Source organism: Advenella kashmirensis WT001 (assembly GCF_000219915.2).
GTDB classification, from domain to species: Bacteria; Pseudomonadota; Gammaproteobacteria; order Burkholderiales; family Burkholderiaceae_B; genus Advenella; species Advenella kashmirensis.
Window position 1 is genome coordinate 4,022,802 of sequence record NC_017964.1, and the last position, 19,526, is coordinate 4,042,327.

At 50.7% G+C, this 19,526-nt stretch carries 15 protein-coding genes and 2 pseudogenes; 2 read left to right on the top strand and 15 right to left on the bottom strand.

Features of this window, described 5'->3' with window-relative positions; all coding sequences use genetic code 11:
• Window positions 1-7: 7 nt before the first annotated feature.
• The 7 genes and pseudogenes from TKWG_RS18870 to TKWG_RS18900 all read right to left on the bottom strand — a co-directional run bounded on the left by TKWG_RS18870 (window position 8) and on the right by TKWG_RS18900 (window position 7,546).
• Entirely contained in the window at window positions 8-1,075 is a 1,068-nt protein-coding gene (locus tag TKWG_RS18870) for a coiled-coil domain-containing protein (RefSeq protein ID WP_014752366.1), read from the bottom strand.
• 204 nt (window positions 1,076-1,279) lie between these two features.
• A pseudogene (gene wecC, locus TKWG_RS18875) lies at window positions 1,280-2,552 on the bottom strand (UDP-N-acetyl-D-mannosamine dehydrogenase).
• Window positions 2,553-2,582: 30 nt separating this feature from the next.
• Window positions 2,583-3,710, bottom strand: coding sequence for a non-hydrolyzing UDP-N-acetylglucosamine 2-epimerase (gene wecB / locus TKWG_RS18880; protein ID WP_014752368.1), 1,128 nt, complete (start codon window positions 3,708-3,710; stop codon window positions 2,583-2,585).
• Window positions 3,711-3,800: 90 nt separating this feature from the next.
• The gene (locus TKWG_RS18885; protein WP_014752369.1) at window positions 3,801-4,460 is read right to left on the bottom strand and encodes an ABC transporter ATP-binding protein; all 660 of its coding nucleotides are present in this window, start codon (window positions 4,458-4,460) and stop codon (window positions 3,801-3,803) included.
• Window positions 4,457-5,248 (bottom strand): ABC transporter permease, encoded by a 792-nt coding sequence (locus tag TKWG_RS18890; protein WP_014752370.1) that lies wholly within the window; start codon window positions 5,246-5,248, stop codon window positions 4,457-4,459. Before TKWG_RS18890 ends, TKWG_RS18885 begins: the two co-directional genes overlap by 4 nt.
• A gap of 13 nt (window positions 5,249-5,261) precedes the next feature.
• Window positions 5,262-6,332 (bottom strand): polysaccharide biosynthesis/export family protein, encoded by a 1,071-nt coding sequence (locus tag TKWG_RS18895; RefSeq protein WP_041709651.1) that lies wholly within the window; start codon window positions 6,330-6,332, stop codon window positions 5,262-5,264.
• 104 nt (window positions 6,333-6,436) lie between these two features.
• Window positions 6,437-7,546 carry a Wzz/FepE/Etk N-terminal domain-containing protein gene (locus TKWG_RS18900; protein WP_014752372.1) on the bottom strand — a complete coding sequence of 370 codons (1,110 nt, stop codon included), beginning with the start codon at window positions 7,544-7,546 and terminating at the stop codon, window positions 6,437-6,439.
• 400 nt (window positions 7,547-7,946) lie between these two features.
• Between TKWG_RS18900 and TKWG_RS18905 the strand changes: the two are divergent.
• Both TKWG_RS18905 and TKWG_RS18910 read left to right on the top strand, forming a co-directional pair.
• Window positions 7,947-9,109: pseudogene (locus TKWG_RS18905) on the top strand (capsule biosynthesis protein).
• A 20-nt stretch (window positions 9,110-9,129) separates the two neighbouring features.
• On the top strand, window positions 9,130-11,091 hold the full coding sequence (locus TKWG_RS18910; protein WP_014752375.1) for an FUSC family protein: 1,962 nt from the start codon (window positions 9,130-9,132) through the stop codon (window positions 11,089-11,091).
• A 4-nt stretch (window positions 11,092-11,095) separates the two neighbouring features.
• Here the strand turns inward: TKWG_RS18910 and TKWG_RS18915 are convergent, their stop codons facing one another.
• The 8 genes from TKWG_RS18915 to TKWG_RS18945 all read right to left on the bottom strand — a co-directional run bounded on the left by TKWG_RS18915 (window position 11,096) and on the right by TKWG_RS18945 (window position 19,526).
• Window positions 11,096-12,478, bottom strand: a complete 1,383-nt coding sequence (locus TKWG_RS18915; protein WP_041710478.1) for a GntP family permease — start codon at window positions 12,476-12,478, stop codon at window positions 11,096-11,098.
• 378 nt (window positions 12,479-12,856) lie between these two features.
• Complete coding sequence (locus TKWG_RS25550) at window positions 12,857-13,660, bottom strand: tannase/feruloyl esterase family alpha/beta hydrolase (protein ID WP_050981675.1); 804 nt, start codon at window positions 13,658-13,660, stop codon at window positions 12,857-12,859.
• 11 nt (window positions 13,661-13,671) lie between these two features.
• Window positions 13,672-14,574: a tannase/feruloyl esterase family alpha/beta hydrolase gene (locus TKWG_RS25555; RefSeq protein ID WP_050981676.1), complete on the bottom strand. Its 903-nt coding sequence runs from the start codon at window positions 14,572-14,574 to the stop codon at window positions 13,672-13,674.
• Window positions 14,575-14,823: 249 nt separating this feature from the next.
• Window positions 14,824-15,885, bottom strand: coding sequence for an ABC transporter substrate-binding protein (locus TKWG_RS18925; protein ID WP_014752377.1), 1,062 nt, complete (start codon window positions 15,883-15,885; stop codon window positions 14,824-14,826).
• Window positions 15,886-15,919: 34 nt separating this feature from the next.
• Window positions 15,920-17,044 carry an NAD(P)/FAD-dependent oxidoreductase gene (locus tag TKWG_RS18930; RefSeq protein ID WP_014752378.1) on the bottom strand — a complete coding sequence of 375 codons (1,125 nt, stop codon included), beginning with the start codon at window positions 17,042-17,044 and terminating at the stop codon, window positions 15,920-15,922.
• Window positions 17,045-17,747: 703 nt separating this feature from the next.
• Window positions 17,748-18,410 (bottom strand): FAD-dependent oxidoreductase, encoded by a 663-nt coding sequence (locus TKWG_RS26720; RefSeq protein WP_014752380.1) that lies wholly within the window; start codon window positions 18,408-18,410, stop codon window positions 17,748-17,750.
• Entirely contained in the window at window positions 18,407-18,697 is a 291-nt protein-coding gene (locus TKWG_RS18940) for a (2Fe-2S)-binding protein (RefSeq protein ID WP_014752381.1), read from the bottom strand. Before TKWG_RS18940 ends, TKWG_RS26720 begins: the two co-directional genes overlap by 4 nt.
• 37 nt (window positions 18,698-18,734) lie before the next feature.
• Window positions 18,735-19,526 carry an ABC transporter permease gene (locus TKWG_RS18945; protein ID WP_014752382.1) on the bottom strand — a complete coding sequence of 264 codons (792 nt, stop codon included), beginning with the start codon at window positions 19,524-19,526 and terminating at the stop codon, window positions 18,735-18,737.

Genomic DNA, 19,526 nt, shown 5'->3' on the forward strand with positions numbered 1-19,526 from the left:
TCCTGTTCTATATGAAATCATTCCATAAACACGCTCTTTTTTCGCGTGTTACTTTTTGCTCAAGCTCAGCGATAACTGTCTTATACTTTTTTTCCCTAGCCAGCAGCCCAGCAATATTTGTTTGAAGCTTTGAGAATTTTTCCTCCAAACTATTGAACTCCACTTGTTGCTGTAGTCTACGCGCTCGTTCATCATGCAACTCTGCATTTAGATTCGATAAAGAATTTTTTTGACTACTAAATTGACTAATCAATTCAGTTTTCTCTACTTGGATTAAATGCAACTCTTCTTTCGCAACTCTAAGCTCATCAAACAGTGCTGCTTTTTCACTAATTAACTTGGAAGCAGAATTTTTCGCAAACAACGATTTCTCATGTTCGTAATCAGAATCTTTGCGCTTCAGCGTTAGTCGCAGGTTATCAATCTCTTGCTCAAGCGATTTAATAAGTAGAGTGCTATTTTTCTTTTCCTGACCAATCGTCAATTTCGCAGAATCATATTGTTCCTGCAATTTAGTCGCGGTAGCTCGGTATGCATTGAGACGCTGCTCCGCGAGCTGATAATCAGACACGACACGCTCATTTTTAAGCTGCAACTCGTCACGCTGCTTTATTAAATCTCGGGTTTCCTGTTCGTATGCATTGTACGCAACCCGCAGAGAGCGAAGGTCTTCCTCCAGTGAAGCTCTAAAACGAAGACTTTCCTCAAGTTCATGCTGCTTCTCAGCTAACATACTTTCAAGCTTATTGATATTTTCTTTTAGAAACCCTATTTGCTTAGCAGTATTTTCGAATTCAGACTCTATCTCCCGCGCTAGTGAAGTTATTTCTTCGTCTTTCGAGAGGAAATTTGCTTGCATTGAGTCCATGAGTTGTTGATTGCTTTTCAAAACAGACTCAAGTAGAGAAATAACTTTTCTCTGCTCCGAGATAATGGAATTCAACGAATCAGCTTTCTCAATCCACAAATTTTCCTCAAACTTATGAATTTGGATGGTCCTATTTAATTCATTTTCCAACTTAATGATAGCTAGATCTTTATTATTAATGTTTGTGGTGATGTCGGACATGCTCATTTTCTATCTATCCTTAATTCTTCAAGTCGAATTCTATGCACTTCACTCGCACACAATTTCTGATATCGAATCTTTCCTCAGCAATAGCTACTATTTGTAGTTATTACGCCCTAGTGTTCGCTATTTTATGATTACGCGACTTATGTATCTATTAACCGCAAATGGAGCCAAAATCAAAAAATAATTTTGGCTCGTTCAACTTAACTACCAAATACCTTTTGTGTCGCAAAGGACCTGATCTGCTCGAATTACCGGGCTAATCGTCTTAAACTGTTTATGATCAACGAGAACCACCAAGATATCCGCCTGTTCAAGAGAGTCCTCGAGTGTGGACAGCTCAAACTGCGAATCAGCGAGCTGAGTAGGCAAGATATGAATATTAGGCTCGACTGCCGTTACTTGCCCTGGGTATTTCTTTGCTAAAGCAGTTGTAATCGCAAGAGCGGGGCTTTCACGTAAATCATCAATGTCCGGCTTAAAAGCCAACCCAAGACAACTGATCTTTATCTGGTCTTCGAGCTTTCCCTGATCTACTAACGTTTTAACGGCCTCTATTACCTTATTCTGAACCCATTTCGGCTTATGATCATTAATCTCTCGCGCGGTCCTTACAATTCGGGCTTCATTCGGTGTTTTATTAACAATGAACCAAGGATCTACGGCAATACAATGTCCGCCGACGCCGCAACCTGGTTGAAGAATATTCACTCGAGGATGATGATTCGCAAGCTTGATCAGCTCCCACACATTGATATTCAATTTGTCGCAAATTATTGATAGCTCATTGGCAAAAGCTATATTCACATCACGAAAAGAGTTCTCGGTTAATTTACTCATCTCTGCTGTGCGCGCATCAGTAACAAGCAATTCGCCCTCGACAAAAATACGATATACGTCTATCGCTTTTTGCGAACAAAGGCTTGTTAAACCACCAATAATTCGATCATTTTGAACCAGCTCTCGAACAACATGTCCTGGCAATACGCGCTCAGGACAATAAGCCACATGTATGTCCATATCCTTGCAATCTACGCCAGTCGGAAACTTCAAGTCTGGACGAGCAGCGGCAAGTACCTCGACCATTGTTTCCGTAGTTCCTACTGGTGATGTTGACTCTAGAATTACAATATCGCCTTTCTTTAGAACCGGGGCTATCGACTTAGCTGCGGATAAAACATAAGAAAGATCTGGTTCGTAATTTTCCTTAAACGGAGTAGGGACGGCGATTAGAAAAGCATCGGCAGGCTCTGGCTTGTTGGTCGCCTGAGGAAGCCTCTGTAACCGCAGCATTCACAATCATGTCCAATTCAGGTTCAACGATATGAATTTTCCCCTGATTAATCGTATCAATAGCGTGTTGACTAATATCTACACCGACAACTTTTGTTTTTCGAGATGCAAACATTGCTGCGGCAGGAAGTCCAATGTAGCCAAGTCCGACCACTGAAACTGTCATTGTATTTTGTTCGTTCATCATTAAATCACCTATTTTTTCTGTTCATTCGCATTAAGCGGCAGCATGTTTCCGAATTGCCGAGACAATCCGCTCGCACGCTTTTCCATCGCCATATGGATTATGTGCGATACTCATTTGTATATATGCCGCCTCATCGGTCAAAAGCCGCGATACTTCTGCTCCAATCCTATTAATATCCGTTCCCACCAAACGCACGGTACCTGCAGCCACAGCCTCCGGTCGTTCCGTTGTATCTCGCATTACCAACACGGGTTTACCTAGCGAAGGAGCTTCTTCCTGTATACCGCCAGAATCCGTAAGGATAATATATGAACGGGTCATCAGGTAAACAAACGGCAAATAATCCAAAGGCTCTATTAAATGGACATTCGAAACGTTATCAAGTATGCGCGCAACAGGTTCACGCACTTGAGGATTGAGATGCACCGGATATACAAAATCCACATCAGGAAAATTCTGTGCTAGCGATCTAATTGCAGTACATATACGCTCAAATCCATCACCGAAATTTTCACGTCGATGACCTGTTATAAGTACTAACTTACACCCATCGCGTATAAATCCAAATTGCTCATTCAAAGATCGTGCCAATTGACTATCTATTTCCAATTTGGCCTTCACCCACAAAAGTGCATCAATCACAGTATTGCCTGTGACAGTTATCGTATTTTCTACAATGGATTCTTTTAAAAGATTATTTTTTGACTGGTCGGTCGGTGCAAAATGCAATCTTGCCAGCGCACCAGTTAACTTGCGATTAGCTTCCTCTGGCCAAGGCGAATAAATATCTCCCGTTCGTAAGCCCGCCTCTACATGTCCAACTGGGATTTGGTGATAATACGCAGCCAGGGCAGTTGCAAAGGTTGTAGATGTATCACCGTGAACGAGAACCAAATCGGGCTTCTCTTTAGACAGAACGTTTTCTATCCGTCCTAAAATTTCGGTCGTGATGCCTGACAAAGTCTGCCCTGGCTTCATAATATTGAGATCATAATGTGGTTTGATCTCGAATAACTCGAGCACTTGATCCAACATTTGTCGATGTTGTGCTGTCACACACACGCTACTTTGAATATCCGGCTGTTGATCCAACAGCTTGACCAAAGGCGCCATCTTGATCGCCTCAGGACGAGTCCCAAAAACTGTTAATACTTTCATTTATTCCTCATACTCAACGCCCCATATAACGAACTCGTTGATGGCAACTGTAATATTATAAATAATTTAAATGTCTTGATTTTGACAGACTCAGCTTTCGCTTTCATATCGCTTGATACCCGACTCTATGTCGTTATATGCATATACTTTTCCATCGTCGACAACTAAGACGTAATCACACATAGCACGGACTTGAGACATTGAGTGCGTTACAAGTATGACCTTAGACTTACTAATCCGATCTTTGAATGCTTGAGTAGCCTTGTTTCTGAAGTGCGCATCACCGGTAGACATCGCCTCATCAATCAAATAATAATCAAAATCAAATGCAAGACTTAGACCGAATGCAACACGAGATCTCATGCCAGAGGAAAAAGTTTTAACCGGGCGGTCAAAATAACGGCCAATTTCGGCGAATTCTTCAACGAATTTGACAATCTGCCGCATACGTTCCCCTTCTGCGCCATACACGCGGGCAACAAATTTCACGTTTTCTCTGGCCGAAAGCGTGCCCTGAAAGCCGCCAGACAATCCAACCGGCCAAGAAATCGAACCACTTACTTTGATGTGCCCTCTATCGGGCACATCCAATCCGCCAATTAGACGTAATAACGTCGACTTACCAGCTCCGTTTCGTCCTATTAATGCGACATTACGCTCCGGTGGAACCAAGACTGATAGGTCGCGAAATATATATTCTCTACCAGTAGTAGTCTGATACGATTTTGTGATATTACGAATTTCAATCATATTGCTATCAATTTGAAACGTCGCAATCGATATAGACCCATTGCCAGGAGCAATGTGAATATTGCGGCTCTCATCGGATACATAATATTGACGCCTGTATGGAGCGGATAGTAATCAAACATCGCGAATCTCAATTCGTCAATTATGTGTAAATATGGATTCCATAACAGCCAATCCATTACTTCAGCAGGAAACACCCAAATCGGAAATATCACGCCAGAAAGTAAATATAGAGGAAAAAATAGCATTCGAATAATCACTTTGCTTTCAGCGAATAATTCACCAATTATGCAAAAAATCAATCCCAATGAAAACGAAAACATTACTCCGACAAAAATGACTACTATCCAACGTAGCGGATCACGAATAGAGACATCGTAACCAAAACAAAATCCCAAAATAAACATGAAGATAACAAATACGCATGCGTATAAAGCAGTCTCCATTATGGCTCTGGCTAAAACGGTATCGATAGGTTTAATTTGCTTGTAGCTAAATAAGGCTCGATTGGCATTCACCGCTTCCATGCCTTTCAACGCAATATTTCTTAGCAAAAAGAAAGGCACCATGCCGGACATGAAAAACACGGGCATTTCTATACCACTAGCTAAATGCACATCACGAAATGAGAAAATCGCCATTATCAGCCCGATCTGCATTACAGGCTCGAAAAACATCCAGAATGCACCGAACCGCCGTGCACTGAACATACTGCGCATTTCCCTCAATATCAGTGCAAATAGTACAGATTTGACGATTTTGATGGGAGGACGATTTTGAAACGTCATTTGAGACTCTCAATCACAATCTATTAATCGTCCGACCCAACACGATCGTCTGAACGATTGGAGATATTATTTTGTTCCACTCATAAACTGGTGCATTCGTTACATAAACCGCATCTTCAGGATGCACCTGGAAAGCCCTTGCCAAAAATATTGACTCTGGTTTCCGCATGTCCAATCTAAACACTTCCGCAGCAGGCTCTCCTGCCTTAGGCTCCGGATTTACTCTAAATACAAACACGCCTTGTGGGTCTGCTTTGGTCTCATCCAACCCTCCGACCGACCCTAGCACCTCCAATAGACTGGGGTTACGCGCAGGCAAATCCTTAAGACCGGGATCTTTAACCGAGCCCATCGCAACAAAACGTTGACGAGCACGTTCTACAATGATCTCAGAACGTGGTGCCACCTGCTTGTTTCCGCCCTCCAATACATCCTCGTAATTAACTGTGTAAGCCTGTTTGCCATTTCGAACGACCACATTAATGAGGTGTGGCTCCATCAGTGGGCCGCCCGCCATGTTAATGGCGTCCAAAATTGTCAACGGTCCCTGCAAACTTGAGAAGCGACCTGGTGCCTTAACTGCTCCAGCGACAAGTACGGAGCCAGACAAATCGCCCACTAGTTCACTATGGACTTGCGGATCAGTAGCAACCGACCCTTTTAGTTCTTTTCTAATTGCCTTATCCACTTGAGCTAACGTATTGCCCCGCACATTCACGGTACCGGCATATGGGAGTGTGATTGTTCCTTCGCTTGACACACGAACGTTGTCGAAAACTGTACCGCCCGAAGCAAGTGGGGCAAAGACACCACCCTCCGCCGAGTCTGAAATCATGATTTTCATGACATCGCCTGGAATCAGCTTTATGGTGGTAGATCCCGTTTTGGATACTTTGGCGGAAGGAGGCATTGGAGCCTTGCGAGAATACTCGTTGACATTGAGCGGGCTGAGGTCGATTACCTTGTATGGTAAATCAGTTTCAGGCCCACCACCGTCGCGAATAGCGCTGCTATACGGGCCTGTTCCCGACAATATTGACCCACATCCAGACAACATAGCGGTAAAAAAAAGCACGCTCATCATTCGAAAACAGCGAACACGGGAAAACCTTTGCTGGGTGTATGGATACATTATGATTCACCAAGATTAAACAATTGCAGTCTATTAACAACGGTACACATTTGATGTCAGTCCTTGTGATCTTCGATTGTTGCCATAACAAAACGTACTATTCCATATAAGGCTAGAAGGGCGATGAGCACAGCTAAGAGGTTATACAGGCGATCCGGATAAATCGCTCGATCAGGCATATTGGGGCTGGTAATTACGGCAAGACTACGGAATTTCTTGTTCATTTCAATGCGGGTATTTTCTAACGATGCAAGACTAATTTTGTAGGCCTCTTCAGCAATTTTTGCTCGAATCGACAAATCGCGAAAAGTAGCTGCTACTGTGTTTAATTGATGGCTTCCTTCTCTTGAAATCAATCGCTTGTTTTCTGCAGCTAACTGCTGAGCCATTGCTTCAATCCTACGCCGCTGCTGTTGTACTTGAGGAGCGGTTGCACTTAATGAAGATTGCAGTGCTGTAAGTTTTGCCTTCTCAGTCGCCAATTCTGCCTCCATCGCCGCAATCATCTGTGAGCGTGAAGCAATTGTCGCCTCAGCATCAACAAGATTGTTTTTAGCTTGAAAGGCCAACATTTCATCACGCCGCAATTCGTAATTAGTACGTGCAGTTTGCAACTCCCGTTCAACAAAAGCCAGTTGATCTCTTGTTAATTTATGCGACAATTCATTAACAAAATGCTCGCTTTCCTTTAAGATCACACCAAGGATTTTTTCTGAGAAATCCGGGTCAAATGCCTCGACTTGCACATTTAATAAACCGGTTTCGGTGTCAAAGTGCACCTGCACAACTTTACGAAAATACGATAGGGCATCTTCCTGACGGGCATCTTTATCTAACCAATAAAATGGATCTGTATAAATTGACGCGTAATGTTCCATCCAATTCACTTCTTTTTTGAGAACATTTAACATGTCATTTGAAACGATATACTCCCTCAAAAATAACGTCTCTTCTCTGGATGTCGGATTTGTAGCTCCCAATAATAATGCCAAGCCGGGAGCATTACTGATCGCGGAGTTTGCATTATCTGTTTGTCGCACAGCAACTTGAGCAGTACTGACATACCTATTGGTCGCAAATACGGTGTAATAAATAATTGCCACCACAAAAGGGATGAGAACAATGCCAATAAATAAAAACCGGTTTTTAGGAGATGAATTTGACATCGACAGGTCGCAGATAGGTTTAATCGTGGATGGATTGTAGAATGAAAATCAGATGTCAGTCCCAAATTTGGATATGAACAACGGTTTTTTAGTTAAAGTGATGTTTATTTATCACACCTAAGTAACTGATTATTAATTGTAATTTCTCAATACTTGAAATATAGTTTCATGATTGTTACGCCGTGATACAATATTTGTTGATCATAATTGCAGTATCCTAGCGGCTATTCCCCGCTTTTTTTTGCGGATAAAATTATATTTCACATGAAAGGACGCCTAAACAATTGTGATAATTGAAGGAATCGAAGCGTTCAGCGGCAAGAACATTTTGCTATTGCAAGGACCGGTGGGTCCTTTTTTTCGTCGCTTTGCAACTGACCTTCGGCGCCAGGGTGCAACCGTGCACGCTATCAATTTCAACGGCGGCGATTGGCTCTTCAATGGTAAGGATGCGATCAATTTTCGCAGCCATCCCCGGGAGTGGCGCAGTTTTTTTGAGAATCTGCTGAACGATCTGGATATTGACATCGTCTTCCTGTTTGGCGATTGCCGCCCCATTCACGTTGTTGCCCACCAAATCGCAACCCAGTACGGCGTACAGATCGGTGTTTTTGAAGAAGGCTACGTGCGGCCAAATTTCATCACACTTGAAAAAAACGGCGTGAATAACCATTCAAGCGCGGCCCGGGAAGCACAATTTTATTTCAGCCAGAAGGCCATTCCAACACCCAGGGAAAAACAGGTGGGCTATGCCTTCCCCCAAATGATGACGTGGGCGTTCCTGTATTACGTCTGTAGTTTGCTGCTCAAGCCCTTCTTCTGGCACTATCGCCATCATCGGCGCTTGCATATCATAGAAGGGTATATCTGGACCCGCAGTTTCCTGCGCAAGGCCTATTACCGTATCACAGAGCGGAATATGCAGAAGAAGCTGACCACGACGCTCTCCAAACAGTATTTCCTGCTGCCGCTACAGGTCTATAACGATGCCCAGATTCATACCCATTCTGACTTTGCAACGGTAGAAACCTTTATCCGTCATGTGGTTACGTCGTTTTCCAAGCATGCGCCTTTGGGCACCCACCTGGTGATCAAACACCACCCCATGGACCGCGGTTATAACGATTATTCCAACTGGCTGCAGCAACTGGAGTTTCTGTACGATTTGTCCGGTCGCGTCCATTACATTCATGATCAGCATTTGCCTTCCTTACTGGATCACGCCATTGGTACTGTCGTGGTAAATAGTACCGTGGGTCTGTCCGCCTTGTTACACGGCTCTCCACTTAAGGTTTGCGGCCGTGCCATGTATGACTTCAAGGGACTTACTTACCAGGGACCCTGGATGAGTTTTGGCGTGAGGCACAGGACGAGAAAGTGGACAGCAAGCTTTTTGACTCATTCCGTAACTATCTGATTGCGACCACGCAAATCAATGGTAATTTCTACAAGCGCATCAAAGGTGAGAAAGCCGCCACTGGCCTGTCCTGGGTCGCGCTGAAAAACGACGCAGATTCAATCCAACCGAACAAGTTTCGAACCGACAGCCACATCCACGGCTGAATCCACGTACCCACCGTACTATGACAACTGCAAACCTCCCTCACTTTCTCGCCCAGAAAATCGGGCTGGACAGGCGGGGAGTAGTTTACGGGCTGCAACTTGCCCTTAGTGCCTGGCTGGCTTTTGCCATTGCTTCTTTTCTGCACATTCCCAACCCGTTCTGGGCAGCCATGCCGGTGTTTGTTGTCGCCCAGGCGACCCGCGGACTGGCATTCGAGCGCGGGCTGTATCGGTTCGTAGGCACGGCACTGGGGGCATTGGCCGGGTTTAGCATGATTCACTTCATTCAGGATGCCCCCTATGCTTCACTCTTGATGCTGGCGCTGTGGGTGGCGGTGTTTGGCGCCCTGACCCATCTGCTTTACGGCGTGCACTCGTACGCAGCGCTGATGGCCGGAATTACAGCTGTGGTTGTGGTCATTCCCTGCATGTTCGCGCCAGAGAACTATATGCAACTGGCGCTGGCCCGGGTGGAGTGTACGTTTATCGGGGTGGTGATGATTACCCTGTCTTCTGCCTTGCTCACACCCAATGCCGATCGTGATCGGTTCTACCTGTCTGTGTGCGAGGTGGCGGCAAGTGCCTGCTATTTGCTGGGAACCACGCTTAACGGCACGACAAAATGCGGCGCTGCACAGGAAGCCGAGATTCTGCAGAAGATAAGCCGCCTGGAAACGTCGGGCATCGCCATTATGGCCGGGTCGCCCGCTGCTGCCCAGCATAAGCGAGTGATCAATGCCATGATTGTCTCTACAATCGGCCTGCTGGCGACATCGCGCCGGCTGCATACGCACAACCGCCCGGGGCAGCCTGTGGCGCCGCAGTTGGGCGATGCGCTGCTGGCCATTGCCGCGCTAACCAAAGAAGATGCCAATCAGATACTGAGCGAACAGCGCATGGACGAGGCACTGGCCCTGGCCAAGGCGACAGACCCAACCCTGGCGCAACACTTGCAACGTCTGCTAAAAGGCGCCAAGTGGCTGCTCACTTCAGACCAGGAGTCGGCGCGGTTTATGTTCAAACCGGACGCGCCCGTGCTGGCGCCGGCAACCAGCTGGGGTCTGGCACGTCAGACCGGCCTGCTGTGCGGCCTGATCACGCTGGTATCGGCATCGCTTGCCTATGTGGGGGGTTCTTTTATTGGTGAGATGACCGCGCTGGCGACCGCCATGTTTTCACTGGTGCTGGGCTCCATGGTCAAGCCGCAGATCGTGGCGCCGTTCCTGCTCAAGGGTATTATTGTCGGCTCCATTATTGCGATTGGCTACCGGCTCGCAATTTTTCCGCATATCCACAGTACCGGGCTGGTTGTGGCCTCTATCCTGCCGTTTCTGCTGGTGGGCGGTATGGCGCGGGCCAGCACGATGTTCGGTTTTCCGGCACTGGATGCCACGATGGCGTTTTTGCTGGGTAGCCAGGCCATGTTACCGGCCCGTGTTGTTACGTCTATGGATGTGATGGCCGAGTCCGGATCAATGATTCTGGCGGCATGTATTGTGGCAGGCGGCTTTATTCTTCTGCCGCGGCGCAGCGACCGGCACGTGCATGAGGCCACCAGTACCGTCAATCGCGATTTGTTCCGGCTGATCAATAACAGCGATAAACTGGGGGCCGGGCGATGGATGGCGCGCTCGGTTCGCCAGACGCTGCGCCTGACTGCTCATCTGGCGCAATCGAGCCAGCGACATAGCCTGGCGCCGGCGCATCTTATTTCGGCGCTCAATTTCGGGCACAGTATTGCACAGTTGCAGAGTATGCAAGACAGCTGGACGCCGCAAACCCGTGCCATCCTGCAGGATCTGAACGCACAGTTAAATACGTTTACCGACGAACCCAATACGCTGGCCGCCACGCTGATGCAATACGCCAGGGATGTCCAACAACCCGACGTAGCGGCCGCGCTCTGGTCGGCCTCCGAAGCACTGGTGGCCGGACGGGATTTTTTCGCATACCGACCGGGTATCAGCCGCAGTCACGACTGACCGATCAGAACGAACCGAATATGGTGCCCAGTGTAATAACCGTGGCCACAGCGATCAGCGGTATCACAATTGTCACAGCGGCAATATTCAGGTAGGACTGACGATGCGTCAGGCCGCAGATAGCCAGCAGCGTGATAATCGCGCCGCAATGCGGCAGGGTATCAAACCCGCCGGCTGACATTACCGCTACGCGATGCAGCAGTTCAGGACTGATATTGTTTTCCTGGGCAAGACGCAGGTAATCTGCCCCCAGTGTTTGCAGGGCAATACTCAGGCCACCGGATGAAGAACCGGTAATGCCGGCCAGCGAGGTCATGGCAATGCTCTCGGAAATAAGCGGGTTGCCGGGCGCGACGCCCAGTACGAATTCCTTGATAATGGCAAAGCCGGCCAGGCTGGCGATCACGGCGCCATAGCCCACTTCAGACGCGGTATTGAAGATGGGCAGCATGGAGCCGTAGGCGCGCTTATTGATGGTGTCTTGCAGGTTAGTCCAGTGACGCAGCCGGGCAATAATGAGCCACAGGCACGCAACAACAAGTGAAATAATGATGGCCCACAGGCCCAGCGCGCCTTTCACATTCAGTGCCGGGAATTTTTCCTTAAGGAAGGCCAGATCCATGCCCTCGAATATGCCATAGGTAAACAGGGCATTGATACCGATCACCAGGATCAGCGGGATGATGCTGCTTACAAATGAAATATTGTGGTCAGTGCTGATAACCTCGTTGGCAACGCCATCGTTATGGTCGCCGTAGCCTTCCCCGGCTGCTTTGGCCTTGCGGGCCCGGCTCATGAGCCACAACATACCCAGGCCGAACATGATCGCTCCACCAATAATCCCCAGGCCAGGCGCCGCAAAGGCGTTGGTGCCGTAATACGGGATGGGAATGGTGTTCTGGATGGCAGGCGTGCCCGGCAGCGCCGTCATGGTAAAGGTAAAGGCGCCCAGGGCGATGGCAGCGGGCACCAGGCGTTTCGGGATATCGGCCATGTAGAACATGACTTTTGAAATAGGATAGATGGCAAAAGCCACCACGAACAGCGAGACGCCGCCGTAAGTGAGAATGCCACAAGCCAGAACAACAGTCAGAATGGCGTGGCGGGGACCAAGCACACGCATGATCCAGTTGGCGATAGACGCGGCCGCACCCGAGTCTGCCATAAGCTGGCCAAACAGAGCACCCAGCAGAAAGACGGGGAAGAACTGCAGCAGGTATTTACCCAGCGCCGGCATGAAGGTTTCGGTATAAATCGGCAGCAGCTGGGTAACATCTCCCGAGAGCAGAACGGCCAGACCAGCCATCAGCGGCGCCAGGATCAGAACGGAATATCCCCGGTACGCCAGGTACATCAGCAGAACCAGAGATATCACAATAGATATCATGCTAAACAAAATAATCCCCTTGGTAAGGATAAAGCGACAGCTTATTGGAAACGGGAAAAAGGCCAGCAAATGCTGTTTTCCGGTACCGAGGCTGCCATAAATAGTTGATTTTTCCAGCTTATTGGAATAATGGCTGCCATTATAGGGATTTAATGTTGCGGAATTAGGCAAGGGTTAACTATATTAGCGTTATCCCTTAGTTGGTGTGCGATGCGTGACCATGGTCAATTGCTCAGATGGCCAGATGGTCAACTGACAAATGGGCATGTTCCATTAACAGCGCGCATGTATTAAATACGCACTATTAATGGAATAAATGTGAATGAAAAATAACTCAGCCTACCGACTTATTGCGCACCCGCAACCCACGCTGCTTTGCTACTGGCGCGCGCATTCAAATGAAGCCGCGCGGTTCACGTCGCCGCTGCCCGTGTATCTGGGCCATGTCGGATATTCACAGAGCGGCCGGGTTCTGCCGGGCACGCCAGCCGTATCGGCCACCACTTGCGGTCCAGGTTCGACGCCCTTTTCGACCCAGTTCTCCAGTGCGCCCAGGGAATCCCAACTGGCATTGAACACGGTGCTGATGGCATGACCATAGCCGGGGATTTCATAATACCGAAGGAACTGGTCGGCTTTCTGTTTACCCATGGTGGCGCGCACGCGCCGTACATAGTCTTCAGTCGCTCGCGTTGGCACCAGACCGTCGGCCACCCCGTGGGCAATAAGCAATTTGCCGCCGCGGTCGGCAAAAGCAGACAGGTCTGTCTGGTTGATATCCTGTAACCGGGTAAGTTCATTAATGCGCTTGCGCCATTTGCCTGGTCGCGTCGGATCCAGCGACAAACTGTTGAATGCGGGATCCTGCGTGATGAAATACCTGGCCCATTGATCCCAGAAGCCGGCATGGTAGGGTACGCTCTGGCTGCCGGCAGGATTGGGCGGCATGGGATACGCCGGCGCAATCGAGCCCAGGTTCAGGTAATTGACGGTGGCCTGCAGTTTACTGTCGCCTGCCGGTCGCCCCAGGTCTACGCCCCAGGTGTTAAAGCCGGCATGCCGCACTTCACCGCTGCCGACCGGCGGTTTGAATATGATATCTGACGCAAATACTTTCATTGCCCGGATCTGCGCGTCCGACAGGCATTGGTTGCCCGTGTCAGCACCGCCCTCACAGCGCAAGGGGCGTCCGTCTACGGTCGCCTGGCAGGATCAAAAATCCGGTTGCATTGGCGCTGGTTGCTGATTAATCCATCTTTGACGCCATCGAGCCCATCACATGCCTGCATGCCGGCCTTATACAGGACATCCCGTTTTTGCTGATTAGGGTAGGCGCCGGGCTGGGCCAGGGCGCGCGTAATGCGGCCAAATTGCAGATCCAGCGAGGCGGCAGCAAAGGCCGGATAAAGCGCGATAACGCCGTTGAAGTCGTCCGGCCATTTCTGGATCACGGCGAGCGCTTCACGGCCACCAGTAGAGCCGCCTGCAAAATATTTCAATTGTGGGCGCTTGCCATAATGGCCGGCAATCAGGTACTGGGCCGTGTCATGGGTTTTCTTGAGCGCTTCATAGGCAAAGTTTTTCAGGGCCTCCTGGTTCAGCGCAAACTTGCCGGGGTTGGCCGGATCGTCAGCCAGCTGGTGACCGGAGTCACTGCCGTAAGTGGCGTAGCCAAGTCCAATGGGGTCGGGTTTACTCACTGGGCCGGCCGGCAGCAGGTCTGTGGTTTTTGCCGGCACGCCGTTATACCCGCCGCCGCCAATCATCAGCGACTTGCCGTTCCAATTTGCGGGCAAATTCAGTTGAAATTTGATGGCAGGCGCCTGCGGATCTACCGGTGCAATGTCGCCCAGCACCTTGCAATAGCCTTCGTGTGATTTGGGCGAGGCAGACACTGCTGGCTGGTACGCCGTAGCAGTGACCGTCGCACCGCGCGTAGCCAGGCCAATGGAAGCAGCAGGTACGGTAGCGCCGTTAAGCACGTTGCAGGACCGGGCAGCCTGACCATCCTGCCCTGTTACGGCACAACCTGTGACAATCACCAGGCAGCACACGGCACCCAGCGTGGTGACCCATCGCGATGACACAACAGACATGACCTCTCCTCTTTCTTTTATTGCATTTGTGTAAATTTTTATCAGATACTAAATGCTTTTGAAGAAAATGGAAAGGGTCGCTCAGGTGTGACCAGCGATGTCGGGACAGTGGTAGCACGAAGAGCACGCGGGTTGCCGCAGTCGTCGGCTTTGAAGATCCAGCCTGACCGATCGGCCTGACCGCAGCGGCGTTATGTCGCATGCGATCTGTCCGGCCTGCCTTGTCGCGTGTGCTTCGTCCTGACTGTCTTAACGTTCGATCTGTTCCTTCCAGTCGCGATTCAGTTTCGGACGAACTTTATTGATGCTGTCCCAATCTACAACAACCACGTGCTTCATATATTTCTCAAAATCGCCCAGCAGTTCCTTGTGCTCGGTTTTGGCGGCTACATTTTTATTGGATGGATACTGTCCGAATTTGAGCGCACCTTCCTGTGCAGGCACCGATAGCAGATAGGAGGCCAGCTTTTGCGCCAGCTCAGGCTCGCTGTTGTTGGCAATCACGCATTGGGCGACCGCCAGCAGCACGGAACCTTCTTTGGGATCCACATATTCCACAGGCAGATTTTTTTCTTTCAGCGAATAGATGGCTGTGGGTGTCAGCGGAAACAGGGCCGCTTCTCCGGTTTGTGTCATCTCGGAAATCTTGGCCGAACTCGGAATATAGGCAACCACGTTTTTGGCGACCGTGTCCTTGAACTTGGTCAGCGCATCCTGATAATTGCTGTCGTCGCCGCCGTCAATGCGGTTGAGCATCATGAAGGCATGCAGGCCATAGGTGCTGCTGGCCACAGACTGAAATACCACTTTACCCTTGTACTTGGGATCAGCCAGATCTTTCCAGGATGTCGGCGGCGCCCAGTTATTCTCCTTAAATAGTTTGGTGTTGTATGACAGGCCGGTCATGGTCGTGACCACGCCGGCAGCCATATTTTTACCAATCAGCGTTTCCGGATACAACTCGGACAGCGCCTTGTCATCCTTGATGGGTTCGCACAACCCCATTCTGGTGGCGCGATTCATGATGCCATCATCCAGAAACATGATATGCATTTGCGGCTTGTCCTTGAATGCCTGCGCCTTGGCCAGGACATCTGTGGACGTGCCAGGCACCACAACAATCTTCACGTTGTTGGCTTTTTCGAAAGCCGGGAAGACGTGCTCTTCGAACCCGCGCTGCATATCACCGCCGTTCATGCCAAGATAAAGCGTTTTCTGTTCCGCGCTCGCGTTCACACCCGTCAGCATTCCGGCCACAGCCAGCATGCAAGCCGCAACGATCGGACGTTTTTTTACTGATACTGATTTCATCTGTGTTCCTTTTGCCGGCATTCCATGAAGAGATCTACAGCTTGCCGGAATCAGCTGTAAATCTGTCAATTCGAAAATCCTCTATCGGGATCGGGCTATTGCCGGTCGCAATTAGCTGCGCCAGCACCTCTCCCGATGCAAGGCCTACTTGGAACCCCGCTCCGCTATAGCCGAAACCATGAAACAAGCCAGGCGTTGTGCTGCTTGGGCCAAGACAGGGGTTCAGGTCTGGGGTGGCGCCTTCGACCCCGCTCCAGAACCTGATGACATGGGCATTTGCAATGCCGGGAATCAGCCCGGCCAGACGGCTTAGCAGCATGCTCACACTCTGCTGCGACGGCCGGGCATAACCGGCTGTCACCGAGTGCGCCCGACTGCCGCCGAAAATAATATTGCCGCGTGCGACCTGCCTGGCATAGAGGCCACCGCCCTGTACACCCAGCACCACATTCATGATGGACGGTAGCGGTTCGGTCACGCCCATCTGTGGGTAGATCTCGGTCAGCGGCACCGCTTCACCGAACATCGCTGCGATGTTTCCCGCCCAGGCGCCTGCCGTATTGACAACAAAGCGCGACTGAATACGCTGTTGGTCTGCCGTTTCCGATTGAAAATGACGACCGTCATAACAGCTGCTGGTGATCCGGCAATGCTCCATGAGTCTGGTCCCGGACTGCTGCGCCGCCCAGGACAGGGCTGGCGACACCAGTCTCGGGTTGGCGTGACCGTCTGCCGGACACAGCGATGCCCCGACAATATCCCTGCTTAACCACGGGTAGCGGCTATGCACCTGCCCGGCATCCAACCATTGCAGATCCAGACCACAGGATGCCACGCTGCTGTTGTATGCCTGCAGGCGGTCCATATCCTGTTCGGTGAACGCGACTTTCAGATGCCCACAGCGAATATATTCACCGTCTATGCCAATGAGTTCGGACAGTTGCCCCCACAGTTCATGTGAACGCATCGCCAGTGGCATTTGCGACAGCGGTCGTCCCTGGCGCCTGACGCCGCCGAAGTTAACACCACTGGCCTTGGTGCCGCTTTGTCCGGCATCGCACAGCAACACCTGCAAGCCCTGTTTGGACAGGAAATAGGCGGTGCTGGCACCAATAATGCCAGCGCCAATGATCAGGACATCGGTGTTCAGGGTTTGCATGCCACCCTACCTATCGGAATCGGCTTGACCGGCGGTTGATTGCGCAATCGCTCCACGCCGGACAGGGCAATGCCCTGTTCATGCGCCAACAGCATGGACGCCCCGGCCACACACATTCTGCCCTGACAACGCCCCATGCCCACGCGCGACAGCGCTTTCATTCTGTTCAGGCCTGAATGCGGATCGTCACGCAGCATCTGTCGGATTTCGCCCACCCGGATTTCCTCGCAACGACATACCATGAGCGCGTCGTCGGCCGCATCCAGCCAGTGGGCCGGCGGCGCAAACATATGGTCGATACAACGCCGTGTTTTTCGGCCTCGGGCAATACGCCGGGCCAGTTGCGCCACCTGTTTATGATCGCAATGAACACCCAGATCCTGCAGCAGGCTGTAGGCACACTGCCTGCCGGTTAGTTCGGCCATATCGGCGCCGCCAATACGCATGCCGTCGCCGGCCAGATACACATTGGCTCGACTGCTCTGGCCGCCGGGCTGCACTTGCGGCTGCCAAGTGCAATCCTGTTCGTCAAACACAAAGTCGCAACCCAGCAGGCTGGCCAGTTGATTTTCGGAACGCAGCCCAAAGCCGCAAGCCAGGGCATCGCAAGCTACGGTCTGCATTGCCGAATCGGCCGCTTTACGCCAACGGACCGCGTCGACTCTGGCTACACCATCTGCTTCAAAACCGGCGACCCCATGCTTCATCGGTACACCGTGGGCCCGCAGCCAGGCCATGTAATAAACCCCCTTGGCCATGAGCGGCGCATCGGCGGCAAAGGCTTGCATACCCTGGCGCAGCGTGGGGAATGGACTGGTATCGAGCACTGCGGACACCTGCGCGCCCGCCTTGCAGTATTGATAGGCAACCAGATACAAGAGCGGTCCGGTACCGGCAAGCACGACTCGCTTGCCGATCGCGCAGCCTGATACTTCAGGGCGATTTGTGCGCCGCCCAGCGTGTATACACCAGGTAGCGTCCAGCCGGCAAAAGGCAATACCCGATCGGTGGCCCCGGTTGCCAGGATCACGCGTTCATAAGCAATTGCATCGTGCTTACCATCACGGATGACATACAGCTGGTGGGCATCTGCGTCCCACACCAGGGTGTTGGGCCGATAATCAATCTGATCCGACGCGATCATTTGCCTTGCGGTCTCGTGCAGCGCACTGGCTTTGCTATGTTCGAAACCATAAAGCTGGCGGCCAGTTCTGGTGAATCCATCAGGCTGCTGGCGGTAGATTTGCCCACCTGGTTTGGATGCCTCATCAATGACGATGGGACGCAACCCAGCCTGCACCAGGACCTGGGCGGCACGTATGCCTGCCGGGCCCGCCCCCACGATGACCGGTGCGTGCGCGCTCACCTGTTTTGCCCCGGTATTACAAATCGCATATTTTCCTGCAGCAGTGTAGAGCAGGCGCGTACGCGCTCGCCGTTTTCCTGCAGCACCAGGCAATCCTGGCATGCGCCCATCAGACAGAAGCCGGCGCGTGGAGAACCGGTGAACTCGGTCAGGCGCAGATGCTCATTAAGGGTGAGCAACGCCGTCATGATGGTGTCGCCCAGGCGTGCCGTACACGGCGTGCCATTCACAAAAAAATGGCACGGCTCGCGCTGCTGGTCAACCAGTCGCATAAAAAGCCCCGGCATCAGCTTGCCTTTTTCTGCATGATTGCATTTGCCATGATCACTGCTTTCCGATCAGGATTTTATCCAGTCCATAGACGCGATCAAGCACGAACATGGTGAGCGCAGTCAGCACAATGATGAGCGCCGATACGGCCGACAGCATCGGATTGATGGACTCGGTCGCATACATGTACATCTTGACGGGCAGCGTAATGGTGGTGGGTGAAGTCAGGAAGACGGACATGGTCAGCTCATCAAAGCTGTTGATGAACGCCAGGATCCACCCGCCGAAAATACCCGGCAGGATCAGGGGAAAGGTAATGCGCCGAAACACTGTCCACTTGCCTGCGCCCAGTGACTCGGCAGCATGCTCAATACTTTTATCAAAGCCCACCAGAGATCCCAGCACCAGCCGTATCACATATGGCGTAACAATGATGACATGACCAAGGATGAGCCATAACAGGCTGCCGCGAACGCCCAGCATCGCAAACAGGCGCAGCAGAGCAACACCCATGACCAGACTGGGAATCATCAATGGCGATAGAAACAGGCCATTGATCACATGCCGGAAACGAAATTGTCCACGGGCAATGGCAAACGCGGCGGGCAGTGCCAATGCAGCACTGATTGAAGCGCTGGCAAAGGCCACCCACAGGCTGGTCTGGAAGGCGGCGATAAAACCTGATTCGTTAAAGACAGCCCGGAACCAGCGCAATGAAAAACTGGTGGTGGGAATGGACAGCACATCTTCCGGTGTAAAGGCGACCAGGCACACGATAACCAGTGGCGCAAGAATGAAGATTGTGACCAGCGTGTTGAACAACAGGGAGAGGGGTCCGTTTTTCAT

Excerpts from the sequence above, each read along its gene's own strand:
- TKWG_RS18900 (WP_014752372.1), bottom strand. The coding sequence starts at position 7,546 with ATGTCAAATTCATCTCCTAAAAACCGGTTTTTATTTATTGGCATTGTT.
- TKWG_RS18890 (WP_014752370.1), bottom strand. The coding sequence starts at position 5,248 with ATGACGTTTCAAAATCGTCCTCCCATCAAAATCGTCAAATCTGTACTA.
- TKWG_RS18870 (WP_014752366.1), bottom strand. The coding sequence starts at position 1,075 with ATGAGCATGTCCGACATCACCACAAACATTAATAATAAAGATCTAGCT.
- TKWG_RS18930 (WP_014752378.1), bottom strand. The coding sequence starts at position 17,044 with ATGCAAACCCTGAACACCGATGTCCTGATCATTGGCGCTGGCATTATT.
- TKWG_RS18895 (WP_041709651.1), bottom strand. The coding sequence starts at position 6,332 with ATGATGAGCGTGCTTTTTTTTACCGCTATGTTGTCTGGATGTGGGTCA.
- TKWG_RS25555 (WP_050981676.1), bottom strand. The coding sequence starts at position 14,574 with ATGTCTGTTGTGTCATCGCGATGGGTCACCACGCTGGGTGCCGTGTGC.
- wecB (WP_014752368.1), bottom strand. The coding sequence starts at position 3,710 with ATGAAAGTATTAACAGTTTTTGGGACTCGTCCTGAGGCGATCAAGATG.
- TKWG_RS18885 (WP_014752369.1), bottom strand. The coding sequence starts at position 4,460 with ATGATTGAAATTCGTAATATCACAAAATCGTATCAGACTACTACTGGT.
- TKWG_RS18940 (WP_014752381.1), bottom strand. The coding sequence starts at position 18,697 with ATGCCGGGGCTTTTTATGCGACTGGTTGACCAGCAGCGCGAGCCGTGC.
- TKWG_RS18925 (WP_014752377.1), bottom strand. The coding sequence starts at position 15,885 with ATGAAATCAGTATCAGTAAAAAAACGTCCGATCGTTGCGGCTTGCATG.
- TKWG_RS18910 (WP_014752375.1), top strand. The coding sequence starts at position 9,130 with ATGACAACTGCAAACCTCCCTCACTTTCTCGCCCAGAAAATCGGGCTG.
- TKWG_RS18915 (WP_041710478.1), bottom strand. The coding sequence starts at position 12,478 with ATGATATCTATTGTGATATCTCTGGTTCTGCTGATGTACCTGGCGTAC.
- TKWG_RS18945 (WP_014752382.1), bottom strand. The coding sequence starts at position 19,526 with ATGAAAAACGGACCCCTCTCCCTGTTGTTCAACACGCTGGTCACAATC.